Source organism: Demequina activiva (assembly GCF_016862815.1).
Taxonomy (GTDB): Bacteria; Actinomycetota; Actinomycetes; order Actinomycetales; family Demequinaceae; genus Demequina; species Demequina activiva.
This window is the reverse complement of the sequence record NZ_BONR01000001.1, coordinates 772,213-794,557: the sequence shown is the minus strand read 5'-3', so window position 1 is coordinate 794,557 and position 22,345 is coordinate 772,213. Positions and strand designations below refer to the sequence as shown.

Annotated in this window: 21 protein-coding genes and 3 tRNA genes; 16 read left to right on the top strand and 8 right to left on the bottom strand. The window is 70.7% G+C overall.

Translation table 11 applies throughout. The annotated features are described in order from the left end of the window. Positions 1–48: 48 nt before the first annotated feature. Positions 49–1,191, bottom strand: a complete 1,143-nt coding sequence (locus Dac01nite_RS03875) for a diacylglycerol/lipid kinase family protein (protein ID WP_203653495.1) — start codon at positions 1,189–1,191, stop codon at positions 49–51. A 34-nt stretch (positions 1,192–1,225) separates the two neighbouring features. Here Dac01nite_RS03875 and serS point away from each other — a divergent pair, with 34 nt between their 5' ends. From serS to Dac01nite_RS03860, 3 genes are all read left to right on the top strand, one after another. Continuing rightward, a complete protein-coding gene (gene serS, locus Dac01nite_RS03870) occupies positions 1,226–2,497 on the top strand; it encodes a serine--tRNA ligase (RefSeq protein ID WP_203653494.1) in 1,272 nt (423 codons plus the stop codon). Positions 2,498–2,566: 69 nt separating this feature from the next. Continuing rightward, the gene (locus Dac01nite_RS03865) at positions 2,567–3,427 is read left to right on the top strand and encodes an HAD family hydrolase (protein ID WP_239066485.1); all 861 of its coding nucleotides are present in this window, start codon (positions 2,567–2,569) and stop codon (positions 3,425–3,427) included. A 24-nt stretch (positions 3,428–3,451) separates the two neighbouring features. After that, positions 3,452–4,684, top strand: a complete 1,233-nt coding sequence (locus Dac01nite_RS03860; RefSeq protein ID WP_203653493.1) for an AGE family epimerase/isomerase — start codon at positions 3,452–3,454, stop codon at positions 4,682–4,684. 68 nt (positions 4,685–4,752) lie between these two features. Here Dac01nite_RS03860 and Dac01nite_RS03855 read toward each other — a convergent pair whose 3' ends face one another. Next, positions 4,753–5,724 (bottom strand): NAD(P)H-quinone oxidoreductase, encoded by a 972-nt coding sequence (locus Dac01nite_RS03855; protein WP_203653492.1) that lies wholly within the window; start codon positions 5,722–5,724, stop codon positions 4,753–4,755. Positions 5,725–5,903: 179 nt separating this feature from the next. On the opposite strand from Dac01nite_RS03855, the gene Dac01nite_RS03850 reads away from it, so the two are divergent. The 6 genes from Dac01nite_RS03850 to Dac01nite_RS03825 all read left to right on the top strand — a co-directional run bounded on the left by Dac01nite_RS03850 (position 5,904) and on the right by Dac01nite_RS03825 (position 13,004). Continuing rightward, entirely contained in the window at positions 5,904–10,901 is a 4,998-nt protein-coding gene (locus Dac01nite_RS03850; RefSeq protein WP_203653491.1) for a sensor histidine kinase, read from the top strand. Between the two features lie 73 nt (positions 10,902–10,974). Beyond that, complete coding sequence (locus tag Dac01nite_RS03845; RefSeq protein WP_203653490.1) at positions 10,975–11,415, top strand: roadblock/LC7 domain-containing protein; 441 nt, start codon at positions 10,975–10,977, stop codon at positions 11,413–11,415. A 12-nt stretch (positions 11,416–11,427) separates the two neighbouring features. Then, complete coding sequence (locus Dac01nite_RS03840) at positions 11,428–11,823, top strand: DUF742 domain-containing protein (protein ID WP_203653489.1); 396 nt, start codon at positions 11,428–11,430, stop codon at positions 11,821–11,823. After that, positions 11,804–12,403 (top strand): GTP-binding protein, encoded by a 600-nt coding sequence (locus Dac01nite_RS03835; RefSeq protein WP_203653487.1) that lies wholly within the window; start codon positions 11,804–11,806, stop codon positions 12,401–12,403. The genes Dac01nite_RS03840 and Dac01nite_RS03835 overlap by 20 nt, the downstream gene beginning before the upstream one ends. Positions 12,404–12,475: 72 nt before the next feature. Then, positions 12,476–12,904: a PIN domain-containing protein gene (locus Dac01nite_RS03830; protein WP_203653485.1), complete on the top strand. Its 429-nt coding sequence runs from the start codon at positions 12,476–12,478 to the stop codon at positions 12,902–12,904. Positions 12,905–12,915: 11 nt separating this feature from the next. Further along, positions 12,916–13,004 (top strand) — tRNA-Ser (locus Dac01nite_RS03825). 62 nt (positions 13,005–13,066) lie between these two features. On the opposite strand, the gene Dac01nite_RS03820 is transcribed toward Dac01nite_RS03825, so the two are convergent. Continuing rightward, complete coding sequence (locus Dac01nite_RS03820) at positions 13,067–13,438, bottom strand: ArsR/SmtB family transcription factor (RefSeq protein WP_203653484.1); 372 nt, start codon at positions 13,436–13,438, stop codon at positions 13,067–13,069. Positions 13,439–13,719: 281 nt separating this feature from the next. Between Dac01nite_RS03820 and Dac01nite_RS03815 the strand changes: the two genes are divergently transcribed. The 3 genes from Dac01nite_RS03815 (at position 13,720) to Dac01nite_RS03805 (ending at position 14,483) form a co-directional block, all read left to right on the top strand. Beyond that, positions 13,720–13,806, top strand: a tRNA-Ser gene (locus Dac01nite_RS03815). A 70-nt stretch (positions 13,807–13,876) separates the two neighbouring features. Further along, positions 13,877–13,949 (top strand) — tRNA-Arg (locus Dac01nite_RS03810). 141 nt (positions 13,950–14,090) lie between these two features. Next, the gene (locus Dac01nite_RS03805; RefSeq protein WP_203653482.1) at positions 14,091–14,483 is read left to right on the top strand and encodes an SHOCT domain-containing protein; all 393 of its coding nucleotides are present in this window, start codon (positions 14,091–14,093) and stop codon (positions 14,481–14,483) included. Here the strand turns inward: Dac01nite_RS03805 and Dac01nite_RS12080 are convergent. Genes Dac01nite_RS12080 through Dac01nite_RS03790 form a run of 3 tightly spaced genes read right to left on the bottom strand, consistent with a single transcriptional unit; the run spans position 14,476 to position 17,338 of the window. Next, the gene (locus Dac01nite_RS12080) at positions 14,476–15,537 is read right to left on the bottom strand and encodes a DUF8320 family protein (RefSeq protein WP_239066484.1); all 1,062 of its coding nucleotides are present in this window, start codon (positions 15,535–15,537) and stop codon (positions 14,476–14,478) included. The genes Dac01nite_RS03805 and Dac01nite_RS12080 overlap by 8 nt on opposite strands. Further along, on the bottom strand, positions 15,534–16,709 hold the full coding sequence (locus Dac01nite_RS03795; RefSeq protein ID WP_203653480.1) for a sensor histidine kinase: 1,176 nt from the start codon (positions 16,707–16,709) through the stop codon (positions 15,534–15,536). Before Dac01nite_RS03795 ends, Dac01nite_RS12080 begins: the two co-directional genes overlap by 4 nt. Further along, a complete protein-coding gene (locus Dac01nite_RS03790; protein WP_203653479.1) occupies positions 16,706–17,338 on the bottom strand; it encodes a response regulator transcription factor in 633 nt (210 codons plus the stop codon). The genes Dac01nite_RS03795 and Dac01nite_RS03790 overlap by 4 nt, the downstream gene beginning before the upstream one ends. Before the next feature lie 368 nt (positions 17,339–17,706). Here Dac01nite_RS03790 and Dac01nite_RS03785 point away from each other — a divergent pair, with 368 nt between their 5' ends. Then, positions 17,707–18,171, top strand: a complete 465-nt coding sequence (locus Dac01nite_RS03785) for a variant leucine-rich repeat-containing protein (RefSeq protein ID WP_203653477.1) — start codon at positions 17,707–17,709, stop codon at positions 18,169–18,171. A gap of 23 nt (positions 18,172–18,194) precedes the next feature. Here the strand turns inward: Dac01nite_RS03785 and Dac01nite_RS03780 are convergent, their stop codons facing one another. Together Dac01nite_RS03780 and Dac01nite_RS03775 are read right to left on the bottom strand one after the other, a co-directional pair. Continuing rightward, entirely contained in the window at positions 18,195–18,854 is a 660-nt protein-coding gene (locus Dac01nite_RS03780; RefSeq protein WP_203653475.1) for a septum formation family protein, read from the bottom strand. Further along, positions 18,851–19,642 carry an exodeoxyribonuclease III gene (locus Dac01nite_RS03775; RefSeq protein WP_203653473.1) on the bottom strand — a complete coding sequence of 264 codons (792 nt, stop codon included), beginning with the start codon at positions 19,640–19,642 and terminating at the stop codon, positions 18,851–18,853. The genes Dac01nite_RS03780 and Dac01nite_RS03775 overlap by 4 nt, the downstream gene beginning before the upstream one ends. 137 nt (positions 19,643–19,779) lie before the next feature. Here Dac01nite_RS03775 and Dac01nite_RS03770 point away from each other — a divergent pair, with 137 nt between their 5' ends. The 3 genes from Dac01nite_RS03770 to Dac01nite_RS03760 all read left to right on the top strand — a co-directional run bounded on the left by Dac01nite_RS03770 (position 19,780) and on the right by Dac01nite_RS03760 (position 22,341). Continuing rightward, entirely contained in the window at positions 19,780–20,544 is a 765-nt protein-coding gene (locus tag Dac01nite_RS03770; RefSeq protein ID WP_203653471.1) for an SDR family NAD(P)-dependent oxidoreductase, read from the top strand. 31 nt (positions 20,545–20,575) lie between these two features. Continuing rightward, positions 20,576–21,142 (top strand): orotate phosphoribosyltransferase, encoded by a 567-nt coding sequence (gene pyrE / locus Dac01nite_RS03765; protein WP_203653469.1) that lies wholly within the window; start codon positions 20,576–20,578, stop codon positions 21,140–21,142. A 77-nt stretch (positions 21,143–21,219) separates the two neighbouring features. After that, positions 21,220–22,341 (top strand): hypothetical protein, encoded by a 1,122-nt coding sequence (locus Dac01nite_RS03760; protein WP_203653468.1) that lies wholly within the window; start codon positions 21,220–21,222, stop codon positions 22,339–22,341. The last annotated feature ends 4 nt before the right edge of the window (positions 22,342–22,345 follow it).

Sequence of the window (22,345 nt, the reverse complement as noted above, 5' to 3'; positions counted from 1 at the left end):
GCCAAATTCTGAGGGAGCGGGAGTGGGGGAGACGGCCGATGCGACGGCTCAGGTGGCCGGCACCCTCACTCGGAGCGATCCGGGCTCGAGCCACGCCTTCACACGCGACGCGCGCCCCAGCTCCTCGCCGTCGACCTGAACGCGCTGCGGCGACGCCATGGCGATCTCCACCGAGCTGCCTCGACCGTGATCGATGCGGGAGGCGCGCCACGCCTGCAGCAGCTCCGACTGCTTGATGCCTGCGCCCTGCGCGATGACCGAGCCGAACAGGTCCGTCCAGCCCACGATCCCGGCGCGTGCGTCGAGCGTGGCGATGTCCAGCAGGCCATCCGAGATCGAGGCGTCGGGGATCAGCTGCAGGCCCCCGGGCAGCCTGCCCGCATTCGCCAGCAGCACGGTGCGCATCTCGTTCGTGACGGGCTCCGCATCGTCGATCCTGACCGTCGCGGTCATGCGCTTGTCGCCCAGGTGCTCGAGAGCGGCGAAGAAGTACGCCATCCATCCCAGGCGCCGCTTCAGCGTCGCGTTGGCACCCGCGACCATCTCCGCATCGATGCCCGCGCCCGCCATGACGAGGAACAGGTGACGGCTGTCCTCCCCGTGGCCGGGGAACGCGCGCTCGATGTCCATGTAGCCCACGTCGACGGGGCGGTCCACGCCCTCGAGGGCCGTGCGCATCAGCGCGGAGGTGTCGTTGATGGGAAGGTCCAGGTTGCGTGCGAACAGGTTGCCGGTGCCCATGGGGAGGATGCCCATGGCGATGTCCGTGCCGGCGAGCGCCTCGGCCACGGCCCGCACGGTGCCGTCGCCCCCGACGGCGATCACCACATCGGCCCCGGCGGCGATGGCCCGGCGCGCCTGTCCCGTGCCCGGATCGTCCACGGTGGTCTCGAACCACATGGGCTGCGGCAGGTAGCGGATCGCGCATGCCCGCATCGCCCGCTCGCGGATCTCGGTCACGCTCTCCTTGCTGGGGTTGGCGACGAAGGCGACCCGCTGCTTGTCCGGAGCATCGATCGTGAAGGCGCCGCTGACGTTGGCCGTCGCCGGCTTGATGCGCAGCACGCGTCGCCAGAACTTGGGGACGGCGAACGGGTCGCGGGCGCCCACACGGCGGGTCACGGAGACCGCCAGCACCAGAGCGATCACCCCGACGATCAAGGCGATCGATCCGAGGATGAGGGGCAGCATGGCTCGAGCCTAACGCCCCGTTAGAATCGCGGGCATGATCGACCTCAAGCTGCTGCGCGCTGACCCCGACCGTGTCAAGGACAGCCAGCGCTCCCGCGGCGACGACCCCGCGGTGGTGGATCAGGTGCTCGCTGCGGACGCGGAGCACCGCGCCGCGCTCGCGGACTTCGAGACCAAGCGCGCGGAGCAGAAGGCGCTGGGCAAGGAGGTCGCGCAGGCACAGGGCGACGCCAAGCAGGAGCTGCTGGCCCGCACCAAGGACCTGGCCGCTCAGGTCAAGGAGCTGAGCGCGACGGCCGATGCGGCAGCCGCCAGGGCGGTCGAGCTCGCCCGGTCGCTCGGCAACATCCCGGAGCCCGAGGTTCCGAGCGGAGGCGAGGAGGACTTCACCGTCCTGCGCCACGAGGGCTCGCCCCGCGACTTCGCAGCGGAGGGCGTCGAGGTCCAGGACCACCTGGCGGTGGCGGAGCGCTTGAAGGCGATCGACATGGAGCGCGGTGCCAAGGTGTCCGGCGCGCGCTTCTACTTCCTCACCGGCATCGGGGCACGCCTCGAGCTCGCGATCCTCAACGCTGCGATGAACCTCGCGTACGAGCGCGGCTTCAGCCCCATGATCACGCCCACGCTGGTGCGGCCCGAGACGATGGCGGGCACCGGCTTCCTGGGCAAGCACGCGGAGGAGATCTACTACCTCGAGCGCGACGACCAGTACCTCGTGGGAACCTCCGAGGTCGCTCTCGCGGGCTACCACGCGGACGAGATCGTGGACCTGAGCGCCGGACCGCTGCGCTACGCCGGCTGGAGCGCCTGCTACCGCCGCGAGGCCGGCTCGGCGGGGCGGGACACGCGAGGCATCATTCGCGTGCACCAGTTCCACAAGGTGGAGATGTTCAGCTACGTGACGGCGGCCGATGCCGCGGCCGAGCACGCGCGCTTCCTCGCCATCCAGGAGGAGATGCTGCAGGCACTGGAGCTTCCGTATCGCCTGATCGACACGGCGGCAGGAGACCTGGGCTCGAGCGCGGCGCGCAAGTTCGACTGCGAGGCGTGGCTGCCCAGCCAGGAGCGCTGGATGGAGGTCACCTCGACCTCGAACTGCACCACCTATCAGGCGCGACGGCTCAACATCCGGGAGCGCGGCGAGCGCGGCACCGAGGCCGTGGCGACCATCAACGGCACCATCGGCACCACCCGGTGGATCGTGGCGCTGCTCGAGAACCACCAGCAGGCGGACGGTTCGGTCCACGTGCCCGAGATCCTGCGCCCCTACCTGGGCGGCGTCGAGCGCCTCGAACCCGTCGCCTGAGCCCGCCCGTGCGGGGGCAGGGGAGTGCCGTTCACGCCCGCGTCACCGGCTCGTCGTAGGCTCATCCCCATGAGCCAGGCCCCCGACCAGATGCAGCCCCCGCTGGACAACGACTCGTGGAGGCTGCTGGGCCTCGACATCGACGGCACGCTCATGCACTGGGGCGGCGACATCTCGGACCGCGTGGTGCGCGCCGTCGAGCAGGTGCGGATGTGCCGCAACCACGTGATCCTCGCGACCGGCCGCAACATCGTCGCGACCATGCCGGTCGCGGAGCGCCTGGGCATTCGCCGCGGATACGCGGTGTGCGCCAACGGCGCGGTGACCATCCGCCTCAACCCTGCGAGCCCAGGCGGCTACGACATCATCGAGGTCGTCACCTTCGACCCCACTGCTGCCCTCGAGCTGATCCGCCAGGAGATGCCGGACGCGTTCTTCGCGGTCGAGGACCTGGGCGTGGGCTTCCGCGTGAGCCGCGAGTTCCCCATGGGCGAGCTGACAGGCCGGCAGATCGTGGTCGACTCGTTCGAGGAGCTCGCTCAGGGCGAGGTCACCCGCGTGGTGATCCGCGCTCCCGGCGTGGACGTCAGCCACTTCGACGACCTGGTCCAGCGCATCGGCCTCAACGACGTCACGTACGCCGTGGGCTACTCGGCGTGGCTGGATCTCACCCCTCCCGGGGTCACCAAGGCCTCCGCGCTGGAGGCGCTGCGTCGCAAGATGGGCGTCTACCCCGCGCACACCGTCGCGGTCGGCGACGGCAACAACGACCTCGCGATGCTGCAGTGGGCGGGCCAGTCCGCAGCGATGGGCAACGCGCCCGCTCATGTGCACGAGGTCGCGGACGAGGTGCTCGGCTCGGTCGAGGACGACGGGATCCTGCCTCTGCTCGAGCGCCTCATCGACCCGGAACGCCTCGCTGTCCTGTGACGGACGTGCCCGTAGGCTCGTGACATGATCTGGCTGACCACCCCTGCCCATCACCGCTGGCTCGAGTCCGAGACCGATCGTCTCCTGAGCTTCGGAGCCGCGAGCCGTGACCCACGCGGGGGGTTCGGCTGGCTCGACGAGAGCGGCGCGCTCGACCAGTCGCACGACGTCGAGCTGTGGATCACCTGCCGCATGACGCACTCGTACGCCCTGGCCGCGATGATGGGGCGCCCGGGGGCGTCCTCGCTGGTCGACCACGGCATCGATGCGCTGAGGGGGCGTCTGCACGACGACCAGCACGGCGGATGGTTCGCCGCGGTGGACCCAGACGGTCCCACGAAGGACGTCAAGGAGGCGTACGGGCACGCGTTCGTGATCCTCGCGGCCTCCTCCGCAGTGGCCGCGGGCCGGCCCGGAGCGAGCGACCTCCTGGAGGAGGCGTTGGAGGTGCACGGCCAGCGGTTCTGGGATGACGAGGCCGGCATGAGCCGCGAGGCGTTCGGCCGGGACTGGTCCGAGATCGAGGACTACCGCGGCATCAACGCGAACATGCACACGGTCGAGGCGTACATGGCGGCCGCGGACGTCACGGGCGACAAGTCGCTGCTGCGGCGCGCGCTGCGCATCACGGAGCGCGCCGTCCACGGCTACGCCCGCGCCAACGACTGGCGTCTGCCGGAGCACTTCGACGCGCAGTGGCAGCCGCTCATGTCCTACAACGAGGACGAGCCTGCACACCCCTTCCGGCCGTTCGGCGCGACCATCGGCCATCTCCTCGAGTGGTCCCGCCTGACGCTTCAGCTGGCCGCATCGGTGCAGCAGTCGGGGCTGGCGCGCCCGGAGTGGATGATGGACGACGCGAAGGAGCTGTACGCGACGGCGGTGCGCGAGGGATGGAACGTCGACGGCGCAGTCGGCTTCGTCTACACCGTGGACTGGGACGGCCGGCCGGTGGTGCGCGAGCGCATGCATTGGGTGACGGCGGAGGCGATCGGTGCAGCGGCCGCGCTGTGGCAGGCGACCAAGCTGCCCACCTATGCCGAGGACTACCGCCGGTGGTGGGAGTTCGCGGGCGAGCACCACCTGGACCATGAGGGCGGCTCGTGGTGGCACGAGCTCGGCACCGACAACGCGGTGTCGCGCACGGTGTGGGAGGGCAAGGCGGACATCTACCACGCACTGCAGGCGACGCTCATCCCCAGGCTGCCGGTCTCTCCCGCGCTCGCGGCATCCCTCGCCGCGGGCAACCTCGCGTAGAGGTCCACGGCTCCTCACGGACGCGCAGAGGCGCTGACCGGGGTGCCGCCTCTTCAGGACGGGACGGCTCAGGCGGGCACGGGCGGGGTGAGCACCACCTTGCCGAAGACCTCGCCCGACTCGAGCAGCCGATGCGCGTCCCCTGCGCGTTCGAGCGGCACCGCCGCGTGGACCACCGGCCGCACCTGACTCGGGATCCACGGCCACACGTCCTCGCGCACGGACCTCACGATCGCGGCCTTCTGGTCGTGCGGGCGCGCTCGCAGGGTGGTGCCGATGACTCGCGCCCGCAGCGACAGCAGCCGGCCCAGGTCGAGCTCGCCTCGTGCGCCTCGCTGCATGCCGATGACCAGCAGCCGGCCGTCGGGCCGCAAGCAGCGCAGGTTGTCCTCGAGAGCGCCAGCGCCCAGCACGTCCAGGATGACGTCCGCTCCGCCGAGTTCCCGCACCGTGGCGGAGACCTCCCCCTCACGGTGGTCGATCCCGACCGCCCCCAGCACCTCGCAGCGGGACACCCGTTCCGGCCCGCCAGCGGTCGCGAGCACGCGCATCCCTGCCGCTACCGCGATCTGGATCGCGAGGTGCCCCACGCCCCCCGAGCCTCCCTGGACCAGCAGCGTCTCGCCGGGACGCGCATCGGCCGCCTGCAGGTTCGACCAGACGGTGCACGCCGCCTCGACGAGCCCCCCCGCCTCCTCCCACGTCAGCCCTGCCGGCACCGGCAGGACGAGGTCCTCGTGCACGGTGACGGCGTCCGCGTACCCGCCGCCTGCCAGGAGCGCGCACACCTCGTCCCCCACGGCCCAGGACGTGACGCCCGATCCCACGGCGGACACCACGCCGGCGACCTCCAGGCCTGGCCACGCTGGCGCTCCCGGCGGCGGCGGATACCGGCCCTCGCGCTGCAGCAGGTCCGCCCGGTTCACGCCGGCCGCGCGTACCCGGATCAGCACCTCGTGCACGCCTGGCTCAGGATCAGGCCTGCTCTGTGTGCGCAGGACGTCCGGACCGCCGAACTCGGACACAGTGGAAAAAATCACACCATCGCCCCAATGTTTCGCGTCATAGCCGTCACGGTATAGCGTCTCACTCCACGTGAAGCCCCATGGGTTTCAGGTTCTTGGCGAAGGTGCCGATAACGCTGGGGTCCAGTTGCATCGAGGCGCGCACGGCAGATGGCGGTGTGTGCACAGCAGGCGGCTTGTGAGGGAGAGAGTAGATGCTCCAGAGGCTTGGAATTCGAGGGAAGATCCTCGCCGTGGTCGCGGTGCCCATTCTGGTGCTCGTGCTCGCGGCAGGCTTCATCACCTACGGTGCCTCCCAGGATCTCAGTGCTGCCCGCAACTCGGAGCAGCTCGTCGACACCCTTGATGCCGCACGCACGCTCGAGGCCAACCTCCAGGATGAGCGCTACGCGGCCATCAACTTCGTCCACATCATCCAGGACACCCGCTCCAAGCTGGTCGTGGGCCAGAACGACACCGAGGACGCGCTCGCAGACACCGTCGCGCGCATCCAGGAGGTCGAGGGCGAGGACGCCGGACCCATCATCGCGGACCTGTATGCCGCGCTCGGGGTGACGTCGCTGGACGACCCGCTGTTCCCGAACGAGCGCTCGCTATCCATCACGCCGCCCACGGAAGAGGGCGGATGGGTCGGATTCCCGTCCCTCGACGAGGTCGCCTCGATGCAGGAGGGCTACACCGCGGCCCGTGAGCGCGTCGCGGCTGTGGCAGCCACCGCCGACGAGAACGCTGGCGGCGCCTTCCAGACCCTCGACTTCCGCATCGGCTTCGAGTCCGAGACCGCGACCACGCTCTTCACCTCGCCCCTGCCGTTCAAGGACGACCTCGAGTCCGTCACCGCCCAGGTCGACGCGAGCATCCAGTCCATGCTGGGCTCCACGGAGCAGCTCGCCGACAACGAGGCGAACGCTGCGGCCGTCGCCGCGCTCGCGTCCGGCCAGCAGGCCGTCGCAAACCTGGGCGCAGTCCGCGCGGGAATCCAGTCTGGAACTGGAAACATCGCGACGTACCTGGGCTTCTACCGAGGCATCCTCGAGACGATCGTGAACTCCGCAGACGACGTCGCGGTCGCCATGACCGATCGCGAGCTCGTGTCCACGCTCCAGGCGTACGGCGACGTCGACGCCCTGATCGAGAACATGAAGTACGAGAAGGTGCAGTTCGAGCGACTCATCCGCACGGGCTCGTTCCTCTCCGGCGAGGCGGACCAGGTCCGCAACCTGCAGACGCGAACCGACCTGAGCCTCGAGGAGGCGCAGCGCTCGACCGCATCGGTCGAGGGCGCGGAGCCGGTCCCGGACTACGGCGCCTCCGTCGGAACCTCGGCGACGGACCAGCAGTCGTTCGAGTCCGTCCGTACCGCGCTGCTGCGCGGCACCGACATCGACCTCACCGGTCAGCGCCAGAACCAGTGGCCCGAGCAGGTCGACGAGGAGCTCACCGCGTACGAGCCGCTCCGCGAGGACCTGTGGACGGATGTCGAGGACAGCGTCGCCGCGAACTCGCAGGCAGCGCTCCTGCAGACGGTGCTGACGGCGATCGTCGCGATCCTGGTGCTCATCGCGTCCGTCGTCGTCGCGCTCCTGATCGCCCGCCGCATCGTCAACCCGCTGCGACGCCTGACCACGACGGCCACCGCCGTGCGCCAGGAGCTGCCTCGACTGGTGGAGCGCGTGGCGATGCCCGGCGAGTCCGTCGACGTGTCCGAGGTGCAGATCAACGTCGAGTCCCGCGACGAGATCGGCACGCTGGCAGAGGCATTCAACGGCGTCAACGCCGCCACCCTGGCGATCGCGGGCGAGCAGGCCGCTCTGCGTGGCTCGATCTCCGAGATGTTCGTCAACGTCGCGCGCCGCGACCAGGTGCTCCTCAACCGCCAGCTGTCCTCGATCGACGAGATGGAGCGCACGGAGGACGACCCGAGCACGCTCACCAAGCTGTTCGCGCTCGACCACCTCGCGACCCGAATGCGTCGAAACTCCGAGTCCCTGCTGGTGCTCGCCGGCATCGACACCGGCCGTCGCCTGCGCCGTCCGATGCCGCTGTCGGACGTGGTCCGGACCGCATCGTCCGAGATCGAGCTGTACGAGCGCGTGCAGCTCGAGCTCGACGCGGACCCGTCGATGCTCGGCCACTCCGCGCTGACCGCCGCACACCTGTTCGCGGAGCTCCTCGAGAACGCGACCGTCTTCTCCGACCCCGGCTCGCCCGTGGTGGTCCGGACCGCGCACGTCGACGGCACCTATGTGGTCGAGATCGAGGACTCCGGTATCGGCATGACCGAGAAGGAGCTGGTCGAGGCCAACAACCGTGTCGCGTCGACCGCGGCGTCCGAGATCCTGGGTGCGCAGCGCCTGGGCCTGTTCGTGGTGGGCCGCATTGCTCGCCGTGTGGGTGCCCGCGTCGAGATCCGCTCCGAGGAGGGCAAGGGCACGGTCGCGACCGTCACCATGCCGTCCTCCCTGTTCGCCTCGGAGGAGAACGTCCCCGAGACCCACGTCTCGACCACCGCGACCGACGCCGCCACGCACGCCCCCGCAGCGCTGGTGTCGCACCGCGCCTCCGACGAGATCTCCGATGTGCCTGCGCGTTCCACCGCGAACGCTGGCGCGGCGTACACCCCCGCGGTGATCGAGGAGGGCGCGAGCCTGCTCGGTGGCCGCGGCGCTCCCGCTCAGCCCGAGCCCGCGCCTGCGTCCGAGCCGGCGGCGGACCCGAACTCGATCGAGGCGCTCATCGCCGCGGATGCCGCCGAGGCACCCGCGGGCGAGGAGGCGAACCTCGAGGAGCTGACGAGCGGGACGACCGGCGCCGGGCTTCCCACGCGACGCCGCCGCGAGGCGCCTGCACCCGCAGACGCCGACCGCGAGCAGCAGTCCATCGTGGGCCTGCCTGCGCGAGCGACGGACGCACAGCTGTCCGCGCTCGAGGCCGAGCAGGCTGGTGGCTTCATGCCTGCCGTCTCTCCCAGCGAGGTCACCCCGCAGTCCGCGGAGGAGCGCGCCTCGATGTTCCGTGGCTTCCGCCCGCGCCGTGCCAACGAGCCCGAGGTACCGATCGACCCCGAGGCCGAGTCCCTGGGCCACGCGGCGCGTCGCGGAGGCCTCGACCCTGCAGCGCTGGCTGCGAGCCAGCAGGCCGCACCGGTCGAGGAGGCACCGCAGATCCCGTCGCTCGAGCCGGATGGCGACGAGCCCACGGCCACGACGTTCTCGTCCGCACCGTCCGCATCTGCACCGTCCGCCGCGTCGAGCGCGGAGCCCGACGGCGCCGGTGCGGGCATCGCAGCGGTCGGTGCAGCCGGCGCCTTTGGCGCGGCCGCGTTCTTCGGCTCGCGTCACGGTGACGAGCCGTCAGCCGCGAGCGCCCCGGCTGCGAACGAGGAGTTCGCGCCGCAGACAGCCGATGCGGCATCCGGCGACGGCTTCGCGCCGGAGGCGGCTGAGGCGCAGCCCGAGGTCGAGCAGGCTCCTGAGGTGCCGACCTTCCGCATGCCCAAGTTCGACGGCGCCGCAGGAGCGTTCGGAGCCGGCGCGGGCGCCCCTGCGGCCGCTGCCCACGTCGCCGACACCGGCGCCAGCGTCCCCTCGGCACCCGATCAGGCGTCCGCGCCCGAGCAGGCCGCCGCCCCTCCCGCGCAGGAGTCGCCCGCCGAGTACGAGCCGGCTCTCGCAGCCGACGAGGCCGCCGGCCCCATGGTGATCCCGATGCTCGAGGGTGACGACGCCGTGGAGAGCGAGCAGTCCGCCGACGATGCGTACCCCGCAGAGTCGAGCGCCCCCTCGGTGCCACAGGCGGAGACGGCCTACGCCGGGGACCACGACTCTGCGCCGTATGGCGGTGTCGAGTCCGTGTCGCTCGACGACCCGTTCGCGGCTGCATCTGCTCCTGAGCTCGCTGACGCTCATCCTTCCGACGCGTCGGCGTGGGAGCTCAGCGCACCGAGCACCCCGGAGGCCTCGTCGTGGATGAGCCCCGAGTCCGCGCCCTCCAGCGCATCGGCCGTCGAGCCGGCTCCGCAGGCCGCCTCGTGGGACGCTGCGGACGAGCAGCCCCCCGCAGCGCCCGCACCCGCGACGGAGGACCCGGCGGTGGGATTCTCCGCAGGCGCCCCCGCCTACCAGCAGCCGGTCCAGCCCGCTCAGCCCGCACAGCCGATGGGCTCTCCCGTCCCTGCAGCGTCTGCCCCCGAGCACGGACCCACGCTCGACGAGCTGATCCAGAGCGCGGTCGATGACGACACCGAGCAGCGCCCAGGGTTCTTCTCGCGCCTGTTCGGGCGTGGTGGCAAGAAGGGCGCTGCCGTTGCCGGAACGACCGCAGGCGCCGTCGCGGCGTCCCAGCCATCGGCATCGGCCTTCGAGCCTGTGACTGCGACCGAGCCCCGTTCCCAGGCCTCCGCTCCAAGCCAGTCGAGCGCTCCCCTCGGAGGCTTCGATCCCGAGCCGGTCCAGCCGCAGGCAACGGCCCCGGCCGCGATGCCGTCGCTGTACGAGTCCGTGCCCTCGGTGTCGAGCGCCCCGGCGCCGGCGCCGTGGGAGGCGCAGCCCGCGCCGAGCGCTCAGCAGAGCGCCCCGGAGCCTCAGGGCTACGCCCCTGCACCGTGGGAGGCGGAGCCGTCGTCACCCGCGCCGGCGGCCGCCTCTGCACCCCAGGCTCCCGCCTACGATCCCGAGCCGTCCCCAGCCTCGTTCGCGCCCCAGGAGTCCGATGCGCCGGCAATCGAGGGCTGGGCGCCGCGCCAGGAGCAGCCGGCGGAGGACGCCGGTCACGGCGTGTACTCGCCGGACCAGCTGGCACGGGCATCGGGCTGGGAGGCGGCCGGCGCGAGTGCGCTGCAGGCTGCCGAGCCCGAGGTCGCGACGTCCTACCAGCCGGTGATCCAGCCGGACTCCGCGGACGGCGGAGACACCGACATGACGTCGGCCGTGTTCTCCGAGCTGAGTTCGCTCGCGGCCGAACGGCCTAAGGTGGAGAAGACCCGCGCGGGCCTCCAGCGCCGTCGCCCCAGCAATGCGGCGCCGGTCGAGGTCAGGCCCATCGAGGACGAGGTGACCATGGCGCCTGGCGACCGCGACGCGGACGCCGTACGCAGCCGCTTCAGCTCCTTCTACTCCGGCACTCAGCGGGCCCGCGACGACGTCGCAGCCTTCGAGCGCCAGACCGAGCCGGCGGAGGCCTCAGACACATGAGCCACCGCACCAGTACGATCCCCACTATCGAGAATTCGCTCCATCGAGGGAGCGGGAATTGCAAGGAGGAGCTGTGACCGAGCTCAGCACTGAGGCCACCAACTTTGGATGGCTTCTCGACAACTTCGTTCAGACGGTGCCCGGCACGCGTCACACCCTTGTGGTGAGCGCTGACGGCCTGCTGATGGCGATGTCGAAGAACCTGGACCGCACGGGCGGCGACACGCTCGCCGCCGTCGTGTCCGGCATGGCCAGCCTCACCCGCGGTGCGGCGCGTCAGCTGCAGGCCGGAGAGGTGCGCCAGTCGATCATCGAGATGGACGAGCTGTTCCTGTTCCTCATGAGCGTGTCGAACGGCTCGGTGCTGGCCGTCGCGGCTGACTCGACGTGCGACGTGGGCCTCGTGGGCTACGAGATGACGCTGCTGGTGTCGCGCACCGAGAACGCCCTCACGCCGCAGCTCATCACGGAGATGCGCCAGAACCTTCCGACCGACGGCGTGACCCGCTCGTAAGGGGGAGCTGCCATGACAGACGCGACGACGCCGGGCGGCGAGGAGGAGACCTACACGGTCCGTCCCTACGCCGTGACCGGCGGCCGCGTGAGCGCCGCGAGCAAGGACCTCCCCATGGAGGCGCTCGTGGAGGCGCGGTCGGACAACCAGGCTTTGAAGGGGCTCACCCCTGAGAAGAAGAAGATCCTGCAGCTTGCTACAGGTGAATATCAATCCGTGGCCGAGCTCTCGGCCCACACCCGGCTCCCGCTGGGTGTGGTCAGGGTGCTGGTCACGGACCTTGCTGAAGACAATCATTTGACGATTCACACCGGCGGAACGGCTGACGACACGTCGACTCACGACGAGTCCGGCGGCCTTTCCCTGAGTCTCCTGGAGAGTGTCCTCGATGGCATCGCAGCCCTCTGACGCGGCGGTCGCGACCTCCGCGCCTACATCAGCCCCCACGGTCGTCAAGATCGTGATCGCGGGTGGATTCGCGGTCGGCAAGACCACGTTCATCGGTTCGATCTCCGACATCGACCCCCTCAACACCGAGGCGGCCATGACGGAGAAGTCGATCGGCATCGACGATGCCGGCGGCGTGACCGACCGCAAGACCACCACCACCGTCGCCATGGACTTCGGCCGCATCGCGCTGCCGGGCTCTCTGTGGCTCTACCTGTTCGGCACGCCCGGCCAGGACCGCTTCCTGTTCATGTGGGACGACCTCGTGCGCGGCGCGATCGGTGCCGTCGTCCTGGTCGACACCGAGCGTCTCGACCAGTGCTTCCCTGCCGTCGACTACTTCGAGGGTCGCGGCGTGCCGTTCGTCGTGTGCGTGAACTGCTTCGACGGCGTGGCACGTCACACTCTCGAGGACGTGCGCGAGGCCCTGGGCATCCCGCCCGAGGTCCCGGTCATGTACACCGACGCTCGCGAGAAGGCCGCGACCAAGCAGGCGTTGATCGCCGTGGTCCAGCTCGCGATGAAGCAGCTCAAGAAGTAGCCCCACCAGACGGCCGATGCGTGCGCAACGGCGCGTGCGCATCGGCTGGCCACCCCCGGCTACGCTGGGACGGTGATCTACATCGACGGCTCCGCGCTGTGCAGGTTCCTGCCCGGCGTGAAGCACTTCGAGGAGTGGAACGCCTGGGTGGTGCCGCGCATCGACCAGGTAGCGATGACCCAGCTGGGCGTGACCGAGCTGCGCCAGGCCGCAGAGCTGATGCCGCGCGAGCAGAAGACGCTCGCGTACGACGTGGTGGATCAGGTGAGGGCCAAGATCGCGATGATCCGCTTCTCGGACGAGAACGTCTCGGTCTCGACGCACGCAGCGGCCGTGCTCAAGCCCTTCGCGGCGCTGCACCTGGGCGCCGCCGTCGCACACCCAGCGATCGACACCGTCGCGACCTACGACGCGGAGCTCGCGCAGGCCGCCGAGCTCTACGAGCTCACCGTGGTGTCGCCCGGCCTTCCCGCCGGCTGGCACAATGGCACCGCCGGCTGAGGCCGGCACCGGGAGAGTTGACCGAGCGGCCGAAGGTGACGGTCTTGAAAACCGTTGAGGCGTTAAAGCGTCTCCGTGGGTTCGAATCCCACACTCTCCGCTCCCGCTGACGACAGGGCGCGTGCGGCCGATGCGAGGGCCGGGCAGGCCGCCAGGCTCAGCTCAGCAGCAGCGCGCGCCGCACGTGACGTCGAGTGCGTGCGCGACGGCCCGCACGCTGTCCAGCCGCAGCCCGTACTGCACTCGCGCGCCGTCACGTCGCGACGCCACCATTCCGGCCTTCTCCAGCTGGTGAAGGTGATGGCTCGCGGTGGCGGCGGACACCTGGAGCAGTCCGGCCACCTCCGTGGTGGTCATCTCGTGGCCGTCGCAGCATGACAGCTGCTGCAGGATGCGGACCCGGTTGGCGTCGGCCATGGCGCGCAGGCGGGCGGCGATCTGCTCAGCGTCGTCGTCTGGCGCGAACTGCGCGGACCCCAGGGGTGCGCAGCACAGCGGCTCGGTGGCGTCGATCACGGGCAGGGAGGCGGGCATGCGCCCATCCTCCCACGGCAATTGACATATGTCTAAACATGCGCCACGCTTCCGGTGAGACATATATCGAAAGGAGGTGAGTGCGATGACGACCATCCTGGACTGCTGCGGCGGCGGAGGAGGCTGCTGCGGCGGCGGCGGCTGCTGCTGACACCGCCCGCCCGTCGGCGGGCGGCCTGATCACCCGCTCGCCGATGCTCGCATCGGCCCGCTCCCGCCACGCGTTGCCGGCCGCTTTGCTCCGCGCCCATGACGACCGGTACCCTGTGGTGGACCAATCGGGAGACGTGACTGAGCGGCCGAAAGTGCATCCCTGCTAAGGATGTGATGGGGTTACCCATCCGTGGGTTCGAATCCCACCGTCTCCGCCGCGTGCGCAGCCCCGTCTCGACCTCGAGTCGGGAGCCTGTATACTCGTGACTCGGCCATCACGGCCATGCGCCCTTAGCTCAACGGATAGAGCATCTGACTACGGATCAGAAGGTTGGGGGTTCGAATCCCTCAGGGCGCGCTCACCGAAGGTCCTCATCGTTCGCGATGGGGACCTTTGTCGTGTGACGACAGTGTCGCCCCTGGTCCAGGCACGTCACCGCTAGGGTGGTCCTCGGCGCCGCAGAAGGCGGAGCCTGAGACCGTCTAAGGAGTCAACACCGTGGATTTCTTCGCGAACTTCCTCGAGATCCTGTTCTTCACCCTCTGGTTCATGATCGTCATCGCGTTCTTCGTGGTGGTCATCCGGATCATCATGGACATCTTCCGTGACGAGGACCTGAGCGGGTGGGGCAAGACCGGCTGGCTGCTGCTCGTCGTCATCCTCCCGGTGATCGGATCGATCATCTACCTGTTCGCCCGCGGCTCCGGCATGGCCCGGCGCGATGCACGCGACGCCGCGGCCATCCGCGATGCGCAGCGCGAGTACACCAAGGGTGTCGTCCAGGAGGTCGGCGGCCCCGCTGGCCAGATCAAGGCGGCCAAGGAGCTGCTCGACGCTGGAACCATCACGCAGGAGGAGTACGAGGCACTGAAGGCCAAGGCCCTCAGCTAGATCTCTCCAGCTCGTGCCCGTCGGGACCGAGCGTCGTGCGCCGCACCTGATCGCCCGCAGTGGCGACCACGGTGAGGCCGACGCTCCTCCCGGCGGGCACGAGTCGTATCGTGACCGTGCCGTCGCTGGCGGCGTCGAGCGCGTCCACCGTCGCGGCGACGACGCGCGCCACGCTGTCGCCATCCGGTGGCAGCGCCCCGCGGTCGTCCAGAATCGTCACCGTGACGCCGCGGCGCCGGGCACGCGCCGCCGCCTCCACCACACTGGGCAGCATCAGTGAGCGCCCCCGCACCCCATCCCTCAGGGCCGCCTCCGTGACGGCATAGGTCTGTCGCTCCTCGTCGGACGCCGGAGCACCGTTCGCGATGCGCTCGAGCAGCGGTACCACTGCTGCGGCGAGCTCCGCGGCACGGGTGCGCCGTATCTCCTCGGCGGTCTCGACGCGCGCCTGCTGCGCCGCCGCAGCGATCGACCGGCGCTCGAGGGATGCGATCCGGCGCGCTGTGCGCCGCAAGGTGCGTGCGAAGAGAGTCGCCACGACGAGGATTCCCATGTGCGCGTTCAGCATGAGCGCGCCGGACACGGCACCGCGTCCTGAGGACGCGGCCGCCGCGATGGTGATGGCAGCCATGGCGGCCATGCCCGCCCACGCGTACAGCCCGCGCCGGCGCAGCGTCAGGAAGAACAGCAGCCAGGTGTTCGAGCCCAGGTGCCAGGACGCCCGGCCCAGGTCGCCCTCGCCTGGGAGGTTGGTCGCGACCAGCGCGGTGGAGACCACCACGACGGCGAGCACCGCAGCGGTGTCACGCAGCGGGAACGGATCGGGGTGGGGGCGCAGCAGCAGCACGCCCCCTGCGCTGACCAGGAGCATCGCGACGTACGACTGCCATGGTGCGCTCAGCACATCCGCGGTGCCCACCGTGAAGATCGCGTTCGACAGGACGAACAGCGCGAGGATGAGCCTCGCGGCCGGCGAACCCAGGTACAGCAGCGATGAGACGTCGGCGTTGTCCGCTGGCGCCGGCGACGGGGGCGAGCCCATCGGCGTCGTCATGCGCGGCGCCACGTGATCGTCACCTCGGTGCCCGCACCGGGAGCGGAGCGTACCGAGCCATGCCCGCCGTGAACGGTGCCCATGCGACCCTCGATCGATGCGCGGATGCCCAGGCGTGTGGGGCGCACCGACGAGGGATCGAACCCCGTGCCGCTGTCCGTGACGCGCACCTCGAGCCCGTCGTGGCCCAGGCGAGCGGTCACGGTGGGATGCGCGTCGGGGCCGGCATGGCGTCGCACGTTCGTCAGCGCCTCGGCGACGGCCTCCGAGGCCGCCGCGACCGCTATCGCAGGGAGCGGGCCGGCGTCCTCGAGCTCTGCGACGAACACGGCGTCGCCTGCGGCATCCGTGATCGTCGCCCGCAGCGCGGCCTCCGCATGCTCCGATGGCAGCTCGCCCGAGTCGTCTCCCACGGGCGCCGCGATGGTCCGCACGGCATCGAGCGCGCGGCCTGCCTGCGCCGTCACATCGGGGCCATCAGGTCGGCTCGCCGCGAGCAGCACCGACATGATGTCGTCGTGCACGATCGCATTGATGCGGGCCCTCTCGCGCTCGTGGGTCGCGCCGGCGGCGGCGAGCATCGCTGCGGCTCGTGCCCTCTCCGCGGCGGCGTCCTGCGCGTCGCCAGCTCGCACCACGGCCTGCGCGATTCCCGTCAGGACGCTGCAGAAGATCATCGCGCCCACGCCGTCGAGCACCGCGTCCACGGCGGAGCGGTCGCTCGAGAGGATCTGCACGATGGTGACGATGGGCGCCTGCGCGACCGGGAAGACCCACACCCACCGGGATCGCCACGTGGCGCCGGCGAGGGTCGACGGCAGCGCGGTGATGCCCTGGATCCACGGGGTGGTGCCAGGCGGCAGCACGGTCACGGTCATCGCGGGCACCCACAGCGCCTGCAACCCGAGAAATCCCACGATGGTGATGCGTGCGAGGGTGCGGCTCAACGCAGCCCTGCCGAGTGGGGCGATCGCCAGCAGCGAGGCCGGCACCAGCAGCCCGAGGACCACGGTCGACCACCAGAACCAAGGGCTGAGCGACGCGCGCTGCGCCAGGATCCCGCTGGGACCCGTCACCAGCAGGGCTCCGAAGACCACCGCACCGATGCCTGACGCGGTGTACAGCACCCGCTGGAGGCGGTCTGCTGCGGACTCCTCGGCGCGCTCCGTCACTCGAGGATGCCGTCCTCGACGGCGCGGCGGTAGAGGTCGACGCGTGAGGCCGCCTCCCGCCCCACGGCCTCGTACTTGCGGCGGATCGACTTGACGTAGTCGGAGACCGTGCCGCGCGAGATCCCGAGCGCCGCGGCGACCGAGGCGGCGGTCTCGCCCGAGGCGTACATGCTGAGCACCTCCTGCTCGCGTTCGCTCAGGCGCGCGTTCGACAGGTGTGCGTCCGCGTCGATCGCGGCCGCCCAGTCGGTGTTGAAGACGGCGTCGCCGCGCGCCGCCGTGCGGATCGCGGCCAGCAGCTCGTGAGGGTCGGAGGACTTACGGACCAGGCCGAGCGCACCGGAGCGGGCGGCCGACTGGATGAGGGCTCGATCCTCGGCGCCCGTGTGGATGAGCACGTACGCGCCCAACCGGTGGATCGCGGCCACGTTCGCGGCCGGATCCGAGCCGTCGGACAGCCGCAGGTCCAGCACCACCAGCCGAGGGGAGGGCGCGAGCGCACCCAGGTCGCGCACCGTCGCGACGCACGCGACCAGTTCGAGATCGGGCGCTCCGGCGATCAGCGCCTCGAAGCCCCGTGCCACCAGCGCATGATCCTCGACGAGCGCGATGCGGTGCGGCTCAGTCATGCGTCCTCCCTGCTTGGTGGCTGTCCGGCCACGATAGCGTGAGCCCTGGCGAACCCACGGGATCGGAGCCGACCTCTCACCGCAAAAAGTTCACCTCGACCCCCCACAAATGGGGATACCGGACCACGACGTAAGTTGGCATGCTCGGTGACGAGGCAGAGGTGGGGAGACCCCCCTTGCCGCCAAGCCCGGGAGGGGTGGCGATGCACTGGTCGGCGGAGGAGTTCGTCCTAGTCATCACAAGCATCCTCTTCTTGGCCGCCGTGGCATCCTCTTTCCTTCCGAGGGTGGAACTCACCCCCGTGACACGCGCGACGTTTGCCATCGGCGCCGCAGCGTTCATGGGATCCGCCGCACTCTTGGCAAGGATGGAGGACGTCCGGTTCCCCGTGATCCTCTGGCTGGTGCCGCTGGTGCCCATCGCCGCCATCGCGGTCCTGCTGCGCGACACGCGTGCATCGGCGACGCCGGCTGCGCCCGCGACTCCCACGGTGAGGCGAGCATCGGCCTTCAGTCCCGACGGCGACCGTGCAGCGATGACCTCAGCGGCGATCCGCGTGCTCCGGGAGCGCGCCGCGAGCCCGCGATCATCCGCGCACGAGCTCGAGCAGCTCGCATGCCTCCATGCGCACCTGCGCCCGGTCGTGGCGGCCAATCCCGCCACTCCGGCGAACGTGCTGTCCTGGCTGTCGACCCTGGGCGACGTCCAGATCGATGCCGCCATCGCGTCGCGCCGAAGCGTCGCCAGCGTCGCCACGCCCGTCTCGGGTGTGAGGCGCGTCGAGGCCGATCGCGTCGCGACCGCGGTGACGGTTCCCAGCCTCCTGGGCTGACCGGTATCGCTTGCCGGCGTCGCTCAGGCCGCCTGCGGCTCCGCGTCGTCTCGCTGGTCCGCGTCCTCACCGACGGATGAGCGGTCCGGACCCACGCGGCCCTCGCGCGGTGCCTCCCACGTGGCGATGCACAGCGCCACGGTGTCCCCCCGCTGCCAGGATTCCGCGGTGGGCACCCAGGCCACCCACGACGATCCGTCTCCGAGATCGGGCATCCGTGTCGCGCAGTGATCGCGCGTGCGCTGCGCCACGTCCGCGTCGCCGGGGAAGCGCAATTCAGAGAAGCCCAGCGCGGTGATGACCTCGCCCGTGTGGGGCTCATCGCAGTCCACCACCGTCGCATCGCTCACCGACCCGTCCTCGCCGATGCGCTCGAGGCACATGCCGGGGACCACCTGCATCGCATGGAGGTCGCCCGTCTCGCTGGCAGCCGCCGGCTCGAGGCTGCCTCCCTGGACGTCCAGAGCGACCGACCACGAGATCCCGATGAGCAGGGCGACGCCTGCCGCGATCGCTATCCACGCGGCGAGCATCATGCCGCGACCCGCCTTGCGAACGGACGTGGTGCTCGAGGTTCGAGCCGAGCGCTCGTCCGCGGCATGCGATGCGGGCGGCGGGGTGGGCGGGCTCCACGCCGGGCCCTGCGCCTGCGGGCCGCCGGGCGGTGTGAAGGAGCCCGTCACAGCGCGCCGATCTCCAGCACCACCGGCACGTGATCCGACGCGCCCTTGCCCTTGCGCTCATCGCGCAGGATCTGCACGCCCGTGGTCGCGCGCGCGAGGGGAGCGGAGCCGAACGCGAAGTCGATGCGCATGCCCTCATTCTTGGGGAAGCGCAGCTGCTTGTAGTCCCAGAACGTGTAGCGGTTCTCGTCGGGGATGAACTGGCGCGACAGCTCGACGTAGCCCGCGTCCTCGAATGCATGGAACGCGGCCCTCGCCTCAGCCGTGACGTGGGTCTCCGCCTCCGAGTCCTCCTCGGACCAGATGTCCGTGGACAGCGGCGCGACGTTGAAGTCGCCCACGAGCGCCGTGGGCTGGTCCGTCCACCCGGCGGCGGCCTCGCGCAGCGCGCGCAGGAACTCGAGCTTGTAGGCGTAGTGAGGGTCCGTGAGCCCGCGGCCGTTCGGAACGTACAGGCTCCACACCCGCACGCCGCCTGCCGTGGCGCCGATCGCCCGCGCCTCGACCACGGGCTCCTGGTCGCCCTTGCCGAACGCCGGCTGGGCGGGGAAGGACGTCTCGATGTCCGCGAGCCCCACGCGGGAGGCGATCGCCACGCCGTTCCACTGGTTGAGACCGTGGATCGCCAGCTCGTAGCCGGCGGCCTCGAAGGGCTCGCGCGGGAACTGGTCGGGCTTGCACTTGATCTCCTGCATCGCGAGCACGTCAGTCTGGGACCGCTCGAGCCAGTCGACCACCCGTTCGCAACGGGCACGGACGGAGTTCACATTCCAGGTGGCCAGGCGCATGGCTCCACGCTACCGCTCCGGTGCTGGGGGAAGCCTGACCCGCGTCCCCGAGGATGGCACGCGCGCGGCGGCGTCGGGCGGCGGGTGCGGTCCCAACGCTTCACGGCGACATGCCGCGCGCCGCGTACTCTGAGGCCATGGCGACAGCATTGATCACCGGAGCGAGCAGGGGCCTGGGCGAGGAGTTCGCGTGGCAGCTGGCCACGGCGCGCCACGACGTGGTGCTGGTGGCCCGCGACTCTGACCGGATGTCCGAGATCGCGGACACCATCCGCAGCGCGGCCGGCGTCGAGGTCGAGGTGCTCCAGGCGGATCTTGCCGATCCCGCAGCGCTCGACCGCGTCGCCGATCGCCTCGCCGATCCCGACCGGCCCATCAGCCTCCTGGTCAACAATGCGGGCTATGGACTGGGCCGCAGCATCCTCGAGACGACATGGGAGGACGAGAAGGCCGCGCTCGACGTGCTCGTCACCGCGCCGATGCGTCTGTCGCAGGTCGCCGCGAAGGCGATGGTCGACCGCGGGCACGGGGCGATCCTGAACGTCTCCTCGATCGCCGCTCACCTCGCGAACTCGTCCTACGGGGCGCACAAGCGCTGGGTGCTCGACTTCACGCAGGCGCTCGCGGGCCAGCTCCGCGGCACGGGTGTGAGCGCCACGGCCGTGATCCCCGGGCTGGTGCGCACCGAGTTCCACGACGCCCCTGATCTGGTGCACATGCGCGAGGAGTACCCCGATGCGGCGTGGCTGAGCGCGGAGCAGGTGGTCGCATCCGCGCTCGCCGCCGTTCGCCGCAAGGCCGTCACCGTCACGCCGAGCGCCCGCTACGCCGCGGGTGCCGGACTGCTCCACCTGGTGCCCAAGTCCCTGACGCGTCGTTCCCGCTCCCAGCGTCGCGGCTGAGCTCCCAGTGGGAGTCGGTAGGCTCCCTTCCATGACCACCGGCACGCCTCGCGAGCAGTTGCGCGACCTCATCAAGGAGCTGGCCGTGGTGCACGGCCGCATCACCCTCGCCTCGGGCAAGGAGGCGGACTACTACGTCGATCTGCGCCGCATCACGCTGCATCACCGCGCCGCGCCACTCGTGGGGCACGTGCTGCTCGATGAGCTCGAGGTCCAGGGCTACGGCCCTGCAGACGTCGACGCGGTGGGCGGGCTCACCCTGGGCGCGGATCCCGTCGCGACGGCATTGATGCATGCCGCGGCCTCCCGCGGCCTCGACCTCGACGCGTTCGTGGTGCGCAAGGAGAACAAGGCCCACGGTCTGCAGCGCCGCATCGAGGGTCCCGACATCGCGGGACGCACGGTCGTGGCGGTCGAGGACACGTCCACGACGGGCGGCTCCGTGCTGACCGCCGTCGAGGCGATCCGGGAGGCTGGTGCGACCGTCGCTGCGGTCGCGGTGATCGTGGACCGCGACACCGGAGCGCGCGAGCGCATCGAGGCGGAGGGCCTGCCGTACATCTCGCTGTTCGGCCTGGAGGACCTCGGCCTCAGCTGACGGACCGCCGGGCCGGGGGCCTGCCCCAGCGGCCCCCGACCCTTCCGCGAGGCGAGCGGTGTCGCTAGGGTGACGCCATGAACGGCTGGCTGCGCTTCGATGCGTGGATAGGCACGGCCGGCGCCGTCCTGTTCGGGCTGGGGATCGTGCTCGGGCAGTCGATCTTCCTGCTGCTGGGAATCGCGATCGGCGCGGCCGCAGCGCTCCTCGCCTGGCGCGACCGCTCGCGAGCGTCCCGGCTCAGCGAGACCTACGCCGAGTTCGCGCGGGCACATGGCTGGGAGCATGTCAGCGCGACGTCCGAGTACGGCAGCCGGTTCCGGGCCTACCCGTTCAGCACCGGAGTGAGGCGGCGCCAGGAGTCGCTCATCCGGGGCGAGTTCGGCGGGGTGAGATGCGCGACCTTCGCCCATGTGTACGAGGAGACCTCCGGACACAGCGGGGAGCAGTCCGTGCCGATCGCGCACCAGGTGGTCATGGCGGAGCTGCCTGTCGCGCTGCCTCGGATCGACATCGTCCCGGAGGCCGTGGGCCAGCAGGTCCTGCAGCTGCTCGGAGGCACGGACGTGGAGGTCGAGTCCTACGAGTTCAACCGTCGCTGGCGCGTCATCACCGCTGATCCGCGCTACGCGCGCGCCGTCCTTGACCCCCGGATGATCGACCGCCTGATCGCGGACGATGCAGACGGGCTCATGCTCCGCATCGAAGGGGGCGCCGTCTACACGTGGCAGCCGGGGCGACAGGGGGCCGATGCGCTCGCCCGGCGGCTCGCGGTGGTCACCGGAGTCGCGCGGCGGGTTCCGCAGCACGTGCTCAGGCAGTACCGGCAGTGGGGATACGGAGTGAAGGACGGCTTCGCTGAGAGCGCGCCCGCGTGGGCGACCGAGTCCGGAGCGCTCACCAGCCGCCAGCCCACCGATCTCGCCGCAGCCGCCGGATGGCTGCCGGTCGCCGCAGCGGCCACCGCGCCGCACGGCGCGCCGCGGCGTGACGGCGCCTCGGAACCGGCAAGCACGCATGGCGAGCCGCCCGCATCCGACGGGACCCGCACATCGGCCGTCCCCACAGGCCCGGCCTGGGCGACCGAGTCCGGCGCCCTCACCGGGCGCCGCTACACGGGCGTCGGCGTGGACGCTGACGGCGACGGCATCGAGGACTGGCGGCAGATGAACCCCGGTCGCGACGACGGTCGCCGCTAGGCTC